The following is a 12,207-nucleotide window of genomic DNA, read 5'->3' on the forward strand; positions in this document are numbered from 1 at the left end:
CTCATACTTCATGACAAGGTCGTAACAAGAAAATAACGAATGGCGTTTTATTTCATCACACCGACTCCATTCAATTAATTGCTTGGTTCTTTTAACTGTAAACTCACCGCCTCTTGGTTGCGTTTCTTATAAACTTAGCAATAATAGCGACTATTGTTCTTTATTGATTGGCTTTTACAACCTATGCGCTATTTCTCCATTATCCTCTTAACTTTTTTATCTTGCTTGAGTACGTTCTCTTGGGCTGATCCTGTCGTCAATGCGCCTAGCTATCAACAAAAAATCATTGAGCAGAATAAAAATATAGAGGAATTAGCCAAACAAGCAAAAAATGCCAGTGGCGAACAACTCTCTATACTTCAACTAGAACTCTTCGAGAACTATAACAAGTTACGCAGTAGCCTATCGGATGCGATGGACAAAAAAGATCGCAATGTCCCGTTTTTAATTGAACAAATGCATAAGCAGATAAACTATGACAGTAAGTATTTAGCGTATTTAGACCGCACGATCATCAACTTACAAAAAGGTGTCCATGACGCGAGTAAAGAAGATCGATTATTACTGCAAATACCATTAAATGAACACCGCCAAGCGCTTGCAAAAGTGCATGGTTTTCAATATCAAAACTACTTATGGCTAGGTAAGCTGGGCGAAGATAATACGTTGGTGATGTCGTTATTTCGCCACCAAGTCAATAATGTAGCTAAGTTCACATCTGCCTCGCTGCATTACTCATTAAACCGTCAATTAGCCTTAAATAAACAACTGGATAAAGTCCCGGCCGATCAAAAAGGTCAATTTGATCTAGAACTGAATTATCTCCAACGTAATATTGATACTTATAGCAAGATGCTTGATAGCTACATTGAGATTGCCGAACCACTTGGCCTCAATACCGTTGACTTTAAACAGCAGCTGTTTACCGCCACAGGCGCAATTACCCATGATTTCCTCAGCTGGGGCATGGTCACCTCGACTCTATCCACCATCTGTACAAAGGTAAGCAAGTGGCTTGTTATTAATAGTCCAAACCTTTTATTCAATATTTTCATGTTCATTTTGATTTTAGCTATTGCTCATATCCTCGCTAAAGGTACAAACCGATTGGTGAGCAGCATGGTTAAAACAACCCATTTAAAACTCAGCTATTTGATACAACAATTTTTAGTGTCAATAACCGCCAAGTTAATTTATTCCATCGCCTTTTTAATCGCTTTGGCGCAAGTTGGGTTAGATTTAACGCCAATATTGGCAGGCTTTGGTGTGGCCGGTATCATCATTGGTTTTGCCCTACAAGATACACTATCTAATTTTGCATCTGGGATCATGGTCCTCATTTACCGACCATTTGATGTTGGAGATTGGGTTAGCGCCGCTGGTGTAGAAGGAAAAGTCAGTAAAGTAAGCTTAGTGAACACGACCATTCGAACCTTCGATAATGAAGTCCTACTTATTCCTAATTCAAAAATATGGGGCGATGTCATTATTAATCGGACATTTGAGAAAGTACGCCGAGTCGATATGGTGTTTGGCATTGGTCATGGCGACTCTATTCCACAAGCAGAAGCTATATTTAAAGAAATACTAGATGCTGACGAACGTGTATTGAAAACACCAGAACCAATTATCCAAGTCGATTCATTAAGTGATCACGCTGTTAATTTTGTGGTTCGGCCTTGGGTGAAAACCGATGACTTAATTGATGTAAAACGCGAAGTGACACGCGCGGTGAAAATACGCTTTGATAAAGAAGGTATCATCATTCCATTCCCACAACGTGATTTACATGTTCACATGGTGAGATCTAGTAAAGCTAGTATCAAGCAATCTCTATCTGAACAAACTGACAAAGAATAATCGGTCACTTTATATTGTTCTGCTCTTCACGGAGTAGAACAATCCCCTCGGGTTACCACTCTCCCTCCGCATCAAAAAAACCTATAACTTTTACAAAAATATTTTATTATTAATGGGATTTTTTAGAAAAAAGTGATCCAGATCAACACTGACATACCTCATTATTGGTAATTTTATCTAAAATAGTTAAACGAAAAAAATACGTTATCTATTACTGAGAGTTGTATTTCACTTATAGATCCCTGTGGACTGGTTTACGATTCAAACAATAACCGCTACGCTTATTTGGATTGTAGTTAAACGTTAAATACTATCTAGCCATGTTATATTCGCAAGGCTACATACTCTAGCTAACCGTATGTTATTTTTGATTTTTAAAGTGGAGTTATAACTAAATTACCACATGTTTCTCGTTCTTTGAGCAAGGATGTTCACGTAATAGTAACAATACGAATAGAAGCTCAACTCAATCTATTCGTATTATTATTAATCAGAGTGTACTGGTGCCTAAAGGCGATAGACTCACTTTATTTTAGTGTCCTATTACAGTACGTATTTTTTCTACTAAAAAGGTAGGTATGTCATGGCAGAGCAATTTGCTAAAGCTTGGGAAGGTTTTGCACAAGGTGATTGGCAAAATGAAGTAAACGTTCGTGATTTCATTCAAAAGAACTATACACCTTATGAAGGTGATGAATCTTTCCTAGTTTCTGAGGGTACTGAAGCCACTGACGCGCTTTGGGCTCAAGTAATGGAAGGCATTAAAATCGAGAACAAGACTCTTGCTCCTCTTGATTTTGATACCTCTGTTATTTCTACTATCACTTCGCATGATGCTGGATACATTAACAAAAGCCTTGAGACTATCGTTGGTCTTCAAACAGAAGCACCACTAAAACGCGCCATCATTCCAAATGGTGGTGTGCGTATGGTTGAAGGTTCTTGTAAAGCATACGGTCGTACTTTAGACCCTCAAATCTCTAAAATTTATTCTGAGTACCGTAAGACACACAACCAAGGTGTTTTTGATATCTACACCCCAGATATCATGAAATGTCGTAAATCTGGCGTATTAACTGGCCTTCCTGATGCTTACGGCCGTGGTCGTATCATTGGTGATTACCGCCGTATCGCGCTTTACGGTATCGACATGCTAATGAAAGATAAATTCGCTCAATTTACATCTCTACAAGAGCGTTTTGAAAAAGGCGAAGATCTAACGGCGACGATGCAACTTCGTGAAGAGATTGCAGAGCAACATCGTGCACTAGGCCAAATTAAAGAAATGGCAGCTACATACGGTTGTGATATCTCTGAGCCTGCACAAACTGCTCAAGAAGCGATTCAGTGGACTTACTTCGGCTACTTAGCGGCGGTTAAATCTCAAAATGGCGCGGCAATGTCTCTTGGTCGTACTTCTACATTCCTCGATATCTTTATCGAACGTGATATTGCGGCAGGTAAAATTACTGAAGCACAAGCGCAAGAAATGATTGACCACTTCGTTATGAAACTACGTATGGTTCGTTTCTTACGTACACCTGAATACGATGAATTGTTCTCTGGTGACCCAATCTGGGCGACAGAATCAATGGGTGGTATGGGTCTTGACGGTCGTACATTAGTGACTCGTAGTAACTTCCGTTTCCTAAATAGCCTATACACAATGGGTCCAAGCCCAGAGCCAAACATTACGGTTCTTTGGTCTGAGCAACTTCCTACTGGCTTTAAGCACTTCTGTGCAAAAGTATCAATAGATACTTCTTCTATCCAGTATGAAAATGATGACCTAATGCGCCCTGACCTAGCATCTGATGATTATGCAATCGCTTGTTGTGTATCACCAATGATTGTTGGTAAACAAATGCAATTCTTCGGTGCTCGTGCAAACCTTGCGAAAACCATGCTTTACACTATCAACGGTGGTGTAGATGAGAAACTTAAAATTCAAGTGGGTCCTAAAATGGACAAGATCACTTCTGAGATTCTTGATTACGATGAGCTTTGGGGCAAGATGGACCACTTCATGGATTGGTTAGCAACACAATATGTGACTGCGCTAAACTCAATTCACTACATGCACGACAAATACAGCTACGAAGCGTCTCTAATGGCACTTCATGACCGTGATGTTCGTCGTACAATGGCTTGTGGTATTGCTGGTCTTTCAGTTGCAGCTGACTCACTATCGGCAATCAAATACGCAAAAGTTAAACCAATTCGTGACGAAAATGGCCTAGCGCTAGATTTCGAAATCGAAGGCGACTACCCTAAATTTGGTAACAACGACTCACGCGTAGATGACATTGCTTGTGAACTTGTATCTGTATTTATGGGCAAAATCCGTAAACTTAAAACATACCGCGATGCAATCCCAACGCAATCTATCCTAACTATCACATCTAACGTGGTATACGGTAAGAAAACTGGGAACACACCAGATGGTCGTCGCGCTGGTACTCCATTCGCTCCAGGTGCTAACCCGATGCACGGTCGCGATGAGAAAGGTGCTGTAGCTTCTCTTACTTCAGTTGCAAAACTGCCGTTTGCTGATGCACAAGATGGTATTTCTTACACCTTCTCTATCGTCCCTAACGCACTAGGTAAAACTGACGAAGCGAAGAAAGCGAACCTTGCTGGTCTAATGGATGGTTACTTCCACCATGAAGCCTCTGTTGAAGGTGGTCAACACCTTAACGTAAACGTTCTTAACCGTGAAACACTACAAGACGCCGTTAAGCACCCAGAGAAATATCCTCAGCTAACTATCCGTGTTTCTGGATACGCTGTACGATTCAACTCTCTAACAACAGAGCAACAACAAGACGTTATCGCACGTACTTTCACAGAATCTCTATAGTCTAAAAATAGAGACGAAGTATTGATAAAATAATAAAGCCCTGCTCTTCTGAGTAGGGTAATTTTATCTCTTTTACATCCTAATATTTCAGCCCTCTTAACTGTATTCATTCACCCCAAATAAATAGCCTTTTAGATCAAAGAAACTCCTTTTATCCTCCCGCGCCCTCTGTTTTAGAACTAACATTTGTAATAAAATAAACACATAAAATTACAAAGGATTAATCCAATGTCAGCAACTGGTCGAATTCACTCTTATGAATCTTGTGGTACCGTCGATGGCCCAGGGATCCGCTTCATTGTCTTTACTCAAGGCTGCTTAATGCGTTGTATGTATTGCCATAATAGAGACACATGGGATACGCATGGTGGCAAAGAAGTAACCGTAGAAGAAATCATCACCGAAGCGAAATCTTATCGTCATTTCATGAACGCCTCTGGCGGTGGTATTACCTGTTCTGGTGGCGAGGCAATGCTACAACCTGAATTTGTCCGAGACCTCTTCCGAGCCGCTCATGCTGAAGGTATTCACACTTGCCTTGATACCAATGGTTATATTCGTAAACATACTGATGTCATCGATGAAGTCTTAGCCGTATCGGATCTCGTTATGCTCGATATTAAGCAAATGAAAGATGAGGTGCATAAAAATCTGGTAGGCGTTTCCAACCACCGAACATTAGATTTTGCTAACTACTTACATAAAATTGGTCAAAAAACATGGCTGCGTTACGTGATTGTTCCCGGCTATACCGATGATTCTGAATCGGCTGAAATGCTCGGTGAATTCATCAAAGACATGGACAATATTGAAAAAGTGGAACTGCTTCCCTATCACAAACTTGGCGCTCATAAATGGGAAGCGTTAGGTTTTGATTATCCACTTGAAGGCGTTAATCCTCCATCAAAAGAGATGATGGATAATGTTGTCGCGATTCTAAGCAAATATAACGATAACGTTTCTTACTAATTATACGTCATAGATCATCGCTGAAATCGGTATTCCGCCATACCGGTATTCTGTATAAAAGAATTTTTAATTTATATCGAGGTCCTCAATGGAAATGACAAATGCACAGCGTCTAATTCTTTCGAATCAATATAGTATTATGGAAAAATTAGAACCAGAGAACGCCCTAAAATATAAACGCCTACAAACGATTGTTGAGCGTGGTTATGAGCTTCAAATGCGTGAACAGATCAAGCATTACGGTCGTATAGAAGAAAACGAATGCCGTGTAATTATCGACATCATGGAGATGTACCACGCATTGCAAGAATCCAATAACATGCTTACCGATGCAGAAAAATCTCATGTTGATCAACGCCGCTTACAGTTTTTAGGCTTTGATATTGCAACTGAACATCAAGCAGTTAATTACGTTCGCTTCCTCGTCGATTCAGAAGGTTTATATCCTCAATTTTCTAAAGCAGACCATTACTTCAATGCCCAAATGCCAATGCTTGAAAAATATAAACGTATGCTGATCACATGGCATAACTGTCCTCGTCAATACCACTTATCAGCGACAGAGCTTACCCAAATTTTTAGTGCATAATAAGTTTTAATGCCTAAGCGATAGCTTAACTCTTATGCTAACCATCTAGGCATAGCATAGGTTCACTAAAATCATACATGGCCTGTTATCCACTAACAGGCCATTTTTTATTTCCCGTTTACCCGACCCGCTTTTCAACCGCCAATCTATAACTACAAATCTGTAATGATTAGTAAATAAGAAAGAAATAAGATCATAATAATTAAGCAGAATGCAAAAACGAGTCTAGGCTTATTTATAGGGATGAATTGAAATTTCAGTCGGCATACCTGAAGAGATAAAGCAATCAGGTCAGATCGGGTTATATTCAAGGGGGATTCACTATGAGTATTTTTGATCATTACCAATCACGCTACGAAGCAGCCAAAGACGAGGAAATGTCTTTACAAGACTTCTTAGCACTATGTCAGCAAGATAAAAGTGCTTATGCGAATGCGGCTGAACGGCTATTACTTGCGATTGGTCAACCTGAAATCATCGATACCGCTAAAGAACCAAGACTCAGCCGTATTTTCTCAAATCGAGTCATTGCGCGATATAAAACCTTTGAACATTTTTATGGAATGGAAGAAGCGATTGAACAAATCGTATCCTACTTAAAACATGCAGCGCAAGGCTTAGAAGAACGCAAACAAATACTGTATTTACTTGGTCCCGTTGGTGGTGGTAAATCTTCATTAGCTGAAAAACTAAAAAGTCTGATGCAACTAGTTCCGATCTATGTACTAACGGCTGATGGCGTTCGTAGCCCCGTTAATGATCATCCTTTCTGTTTATTCGATGTTGAAGAAGATGGTGAAGTATTAAAAAGTGATTATGGGATTGAGAAACGCTATTTACATTCCATCATGTCCCCTTGGGCCGCAAAGCGTTTACATGACTTTGGTGGTGATATAACCAAATTCAAAGTTGTTAAAGTTCGCCCTTCTATTATTAACCAAATAGCCATTGCCAAAACAGAACCAGGAGATGAAAACAACCAAGATATTTCATCATTAGTAGGTAAAGTCGACATTCGCCAACTTGAGCACTTCTCACAAGATGATCCCGATGCCTACAGTTATTCCGGCGCCTTGTGTAAAGCAAACCAAGGAGTTATGGAATTTGTTGAAATGTTTAAAGCGCCGATTAAGGTATTACACCCACTACTGACCGCCACTCAAGAAGGTAACTATAACGGTACTGAAGGGCTTTCCGCCTTACCGTTTGATGGCATGATCTTAGCGCACTCGAATGAATCAGAGTGGCAAACATTCCGTAATAATAAAAACAACGAGGCTTTTTTAGATCGGGTTTATATTGTTAAAGTGCCTTACTGTTTACGGTCATCTGAAGAAATCAAGATTTACCAAAAACTACTTACTCATAGTGAATTAAATAAAGCGCCTTGCTCACCAAACACATTAGAGTTACTCGCTCAGTTCACGATTCTATCGCGCTTAAAAGAGTCAGAAAATTCATCACTATATTCAAAAATGCGCGTTTATGATGGAGAAACATTAAAAGATACTGATCCTAAAGCCAAAAGCTATCAAGAATATCGAGATTATGCTGGCGTAGATGAAGGTATGTCAGGGCTTTCAACTCGTTTCGCGTTTAAGATCCTATCTCGCGTCTTCAACTTTGATCAAAGTGAGGTTGCAGCCAACCCTGTTCACCTTTTCTATGTCATTGAAAAACAAGTCGAGCGTGAGCAATTCCCACAAGAAATAGCAGACAAATATTTAGAGTTTCTCAAAGGCTATTTAGTCCCTAAATATGTGGAATTTATCGGTAAAGAAATACAAACCGCCTACCTAGAGTCTTACTCAGAATATGGACAAAACATTTTCGACCGCTATGTCACTTATGCCGACTTTTGGATTCAAGACCAAGAATATCGAGATCCTGAAACCGGGCAATTATTTGACCGTTCCGCGCTTAATGATGAACTGGAAAAAATCGAAAAAACCGCTGGTATCAGTAATCCAAAAGATTTTCGAAACGAAATCGTCAACTTTGTACTTCGTGCTCGCGCAAATAACAATGGTCAAAATCCAGCTTGGACCAGTTATGAAAAACTACGCACCGTCATAGAGAAAAAAATGTTCTCCAATACCGAAGAGCTATTACCCGTTATTTCCTTTAACGCCAAAACCTCTCAAGACGATCAGAAGAAACACGACAACTTTGTCGCACGTATGATGGAAAAAGGTTACACCAAAAAACAAGTTCGCTTATTAGCAGAGTGGTACTTACGTGTGCGTAAATCATCTTAAGTAAGGAATACGCAGTCAGCATATCCTTGATAAACATTTGAGTGTGTACATCACTTAAACTTCAAGGATATAGCCATTGATGAACAAACCCTTTATCAATGTTTACGGTGGTCCATGCCCAAACGCGGGTCTAGTGAACCATATTGAGGGGAAGACTATGGCACAATTTATTGATAGACGATTAAACGGAAAGAATAAAAGTACCGTCAATCGCCAACGGTTTATTCGCCGTAATAAAGAGCAAATAAAAAAATCCGTATCTGAGGCGGTAAAGCAGCGCTCTATCACCAATACTCAAACGGGTGAAGATATTGCTATTCCATCCAAAGATCTCAATGAGCCTTTTTTTCACCAAGGAAAAGGTGGTATTAAAGAGCGCGTCCATCCCGGAAATGATCAATTCATCACAGGAGATAAAATTGACCGCCCGCCTGCTAACGGTGGTGGTTCAGGATCGGGAAAAGGTGAAGCAAGCCAAGATGGAGAAGGCCAAGACGACTTTATCTTTCAAATATCTAAAGATGAATACCTCGATATTTTATTCGAAGATCTTGCCTTACCGAACCTGCAGAAAAATCAAATCAATAAAATCACAGAATGGGAAACCCATCGAGCCGGCTATCAAACTTCTGGCGTTCCCGGCAACTTGGCTATTGTTCGTTCTTTGCAACAATCTCTCGCGCGTCGTACCGCCATGAGCGCTTCTAAACGTAGAAAAATAGCCGAATTAGAATCCATGCTGGATGACATTCTCATGTCTGAGCCAGCAAGACCATTAGAAGAAAACCAAATAAAGTTAGAGATTGAAGAGCTCCGCAAAAAAATAGCCAGCGTGCCTTTTATCGATACCTTTGATTTGCGCTTTAAAAACTATGAGCGCCGCCCTATTCCATCAAGCCAAGCGGTAATGTTTTGCCTAATGGACGTATCGGGTTCAATGGATCAAGCGACCAAAGATATTGCCAAGCGATTTTATGTTTTGTTGTATTTATTTTTAACCAGAACCTATCAAAACGTTGAAGTGATCTTTATACGTCATCATACCCAAGCCAAAGAAGTGGATGAACATGAATTTTTCTATTCACAAGAAACCGGTGGCACGATTGTATCCAGCGCCTTAAAAATGATGAGCGATATTATCAAAGATCGTTTTCCAACCAATGAATGGAATATTTACGCCGCGCAAGCTTCAGATGGAGACAACTGGGCTGATGATTCCCCACGATGCAAAGAGCTATTAGAAAAACAACTTCTTCCGTACTGCCAATATTATTCATATATCGAAATCACAAAACGAGCACACCAATCACTTTGGACTGAGTATGAAAAAATTGCAGAGCATTCCGATAACTTTGCCATGAAAAACATCCGTTCAGTGGAAGACATCTTCCCTATTTTCCGAGAACTATTTCAAAAGCAAAGCAACTCATTTTAACAATCGATTCATTTTAACAAGTAATCTATTTTAACAAGCAATTTCAACGAGCCATTTTAACGAGTATGAGGACTGAACTATGGATAACATGACATCGTCAACGTCGTCAGACACTCAAGCGAACATAGCCAGAAAAACCTTATCTGCAGGACCAGACTGGACCTTTGATCTGTTAGAGCAGTATCACACCGAGATTAAAAGAGTTGCTAAACATTATCGGTTAGACACTTATGAAAACCAGATCGAAGTGATCACCGCCGAACAAATGATGGATGCCTATTCCAGTGTTGGCATGCCAATCAATTATCATCATTGGTCGTTTGGCAAAAAATTCATCCAAACCGAGCAAAATTACAAGCATGGTCACATGGGACTGGCTTATGAAATCGTCATCAACTCCGATCCTTGTATCGCCTATTTAATGGAAGAAAATACCATCACGATGCAAGCGTTAGTCATGGCGCACGCCTGTTATGGACATAATTCATTTTTCAAAGGGAATTACCTATTCCAATCATGGACCGATGCCAGTTCAATCATCGATTATCTGCTTTTCGCTCGTAACTACATTACCGAATGTGAAGAAAAATATGGTATCGAAGAAGTCGAACAAACTTTAGATTCCTGTCACGCGCTAATGAACTACGGTGTGGACAGATACAAACGCCCTGAAAAAATATCCATCCTAGAAGAAAAAGCACGTCAAGAAGATCGTGAAGCCTACTTACAATCCCAAGTGAATGAACTATGGCGCACTGTGCCTAACTCACATTCAGAAAAAGACACCGAAGCATCACGATTTCCCAGTGAGCCACAAGAAAACATCCTCTACTTTATTGAAAAACATGCCCCATTATTAGAACCGTGGCAGCGTGAGATTGTTCGCATTGTGCGTAAAGTTAGCCAATATTTTTATCCACAAAAACAAACGCAAGTAATGAACGAAGGTTGGGCTACATTTTGGCATTACACCATCTTAAATCACTTATACGATGAGGGTTTGGTTGAAGATAAATTCATTTTAGAGTTTCTGCATAGCCACACCAATGTGGTCGCTCAACCCAATTACAATAGCCCTTATTACAGTGGCATAAATCCCTATGCTTTAGGCTTTGCCATGTTCCAAGATATCCGCCGCATCTGCGAACACCCGACCGAGGAAGATAAAGAATGGTTTCCTGAATTAGCAGGAACGGATTGGTTAGATGCTGTGCACTTTGCGATGCATAACTTCAAAGATGAAAGCTTCATTAGCCAATATCTTTCACCTAAATTAATCCGCGAATTTAAATTATTTTCAGTACTCGATGATGATAGACGTAACTATATCCAAGTCAGCGCCATTCACAACGAAGGAGGCTACCAAGCCATTCGCGAAAAACTGGCCTCACAATATAACCTAAGTAACCTAGAGCCGAATATCCAAGTCTGGAATGTCAACGTAAGAGGCGATCGTTCATTAACTTTGCAGCACATCCCACAAGATAGAGTTCCATTAAATAGTAACTACCCTGAAGTATTGAAACATCTTTATCGCTTATGGGGATTCAACGTCATTTTAGAAGAAGTAAAAGAAACAGGCCATCGTGAAATTCTGGCAACCTGTCCAAACAACTCAAATACGAAAGATCCAAATTCAATGAATGGGATTAGCTGACCCTTACAAAGGCACCCACTACGCAGGTGCTAGTCATGTAATTTGGCACCTTTAAATACTTTATCCACTTGTTTTTTATCACCAAACATTGCTAGCCCTACCAGAGGAAGTTGATCAGTAGAGTATTGACTGACAGTTTCTCTATTAGCCTCATCATGACCAGAAGCAAACATATCTTCAATATAGATTGCCAATTCCACCTGCTCTCGATTCGCTCGCTGGATAAACGTAGAGAGCTTCTCCCGATTAGCTTTGAGTACAATAATAGGTTGTACACAAAGCGGTAAATATTCGATGCCTGATGCATCTCTGTAACACTCTCCAGTATTAACAGTAGAACTACAGGTTACTCCGCCAGAAAGAAAACTGACCACATTTAGCTTTTGCCAAGCTAATAAATCATCAGCAATAACAATGGCAAATTTGGTGTCAAACTGCATAACATTCCCTTTTATTTTATTGTAATAAAAATTTAGTTGTCAACACCAGTTGAAATCTGATCCACTTTTTTAAAAATTCACCGTTTTAATATTGATCCACTTATTTGCTCAGCTATTGCTAATTTCTAATATTCCAGCT

General features: G+C 39.9%; 8 protein-coding genes. 7 read left to right on the top strand and 1 reads right to left on the bottom strand.

Going from position 1 to position 12,207, the window contains the following annotated elements:
• Positions 1 to 183: 183 nt before the first annotated feature.
• The 7 genes from HC725_RS06935 (at position 184) to HC725_RS06965 (ending at position 11,628) form a co-directional block, all read left to right on the top strand.
• Positions 184 to 1,860, top strand: coding sequence for a mechanosensitive ion channel family protein (locus HC725_RS06935; RefSeq protein ID WP_190331091.1), 1,677 nt, complete (start codon positions 184 to 186; stop codon positions 1,858 to 1,860).
• Between the two features lie 583 nt (positions 1,861 to 2,443).
• A complete protein-coding gene (pflB, locus tag HC725_RS06940; RefSeq protein WP_190331092.1) occupies positions 2,444 to 4,720 on the top strand; it encodes a formate C-acetyltransferase in 2,277 nt (758 codons plus the stop codon).
• A gap of 228 nt (positions 4,721 to 4,948) precedes the next feature.
• Positions 4,949 to 5,689: a pyruvate formate lyase 1-activating protein gene (gene pflA, locus HC725_RS06945; protein WP_190331093.1), complete on the top strand. Its 741-nt coding sequence runs from the start codon at positions 4,949 to 4,951 to the stop codon at positions 5,687 to 5,689.
• A gap of 88 nt (positions 5,690 to 5,777) precedes the next feature.
• Positions 5,778 to 6,278, top strand: a complete 501-nt coding sequence (locus HC725_RS06950) for a YfbU family protein (protein ID WP_190331094.1) — start codon at positions 5,778 to 5,780, stop codon at positions 6,276 to 6,278.
• A gap of 323 nt (positions 6,279 to 6,601) precedes the next feature.
• A complete protein-coding gene (locus HC725_RS06955) occupies positions 6,602 to 8,536 on the top strand; it encodes a PrkA family serine protein kinase (RefSeq protein ID WP_190331095.1) in 1,935 nt (644 codons plus the stop codon).
• A 157-nt stretch (positions 8,537 to 8,693) separates the two neighbouring features.
• Positions 8,694 to 9,971: a YeaH/YhbH family protein gene (locus HC725_RS06960; protein ID WP_190331108.1), complete on the top strand. Its 1,278-nt coding sequence runs from the start codon at positions 8,694 to 8,696 to the stop codon at positions 9,969 to 9,971.
• Positions 9,972 to 10,059: 88 nt separating this feature from the next.
• Positions 10,060 to 11,628 carry a SpoVR family protein gene (locus tag HC725_RS06965; RefSeq protein ID WP_190331109.1) on the top strand — a complete coding sequence of 523 codons (1,569 nt, stop codon included), beginning with the start codon at positions 10,060 to 10,062 and terminating at the stop codon, positions 11,626 to 11,628.
• Between the two features lie 29 nt (positions 11,629 to 11,657).
• On the opposite strand, the gene HC725_RS06970 is transcribed toward HC725_RS06965, so the two are convergent.
• Positions 11,658 to 12,068 carry a DUF2000 family protein gene (locus HC725_RS06970; protein WP_190331096.1) on the bottom strand — a complete coding sequence of 137 codons (411 nt, stop codon included), beginning with the start codon at positions 12,066 to 12,068 and terminating at the stop codon, positions 11,658 to 11,660.
• Between the last annotated feature and the right edge of the window lie 139 nt (positions 12,069 to 12,207).

This window comes from Vibrio sp. S17_S38 (assembly GCF_014694375.1).
GTDB lineage: Bacteria > Pseudomonadota > Gammaproteobacteria > Enterobacterales > Vibrionaceae > Vibrio.

Coding starts and splice junctions, on each gene's coding strand:
- HC725_RS06935 (WP_190331091.1), top strand. CDS start 184: ATGCGCTATTTCTCCATTATCCTCTTAACTTTTTTATCTTGCTTGAGT.
- pflB (WP_190331092.1), top strand. CDS start 2,444: ATGGCAGAGCAATTTGCTAAAGCTTGGGAAGGTTTTGCACAAGGTGAT.
- pflA (WP_190331093.1), top strand. CDS start 4,949: ATGTCAGCAACTGGTCGAATTCACTCTTATGAATCTTGTGGTACCGTC.
- HC725_RS06950 (WP_190331094.1), top strand. CDS start 5,778: ATGGAAATGACAAATGCACAGCGTCTAATTCTTTCGAATCAATATAGT.
- HC725_RS06955 (WP_190331095.1), top strand. CDS start 6,602: ATGAGTATTTTTGATCATTACCAATCACGCTACGAAGCAGCCAAAGAC.
- HC725_RS06960 (WP_190331108.1), top strand. CDS start 8,694: ATGGCACAATTTATTGATAGACGATTAAACGGAAAGAATAAAAGTACC.
- HC725_RS06965 (WP_190331109.1), top strand. CDS start 10,060: ATGACATCGTCAACGTCGTCAGACACTCAAGCGAACATAGCCAGAAAA.
- HC725_RS06970 (WP_190331096.1), bottom strand. CDS start 12,068: ATGCAGTTTGACACCAAATTTGCCATTGTTATTGCTGATGATTTATTA.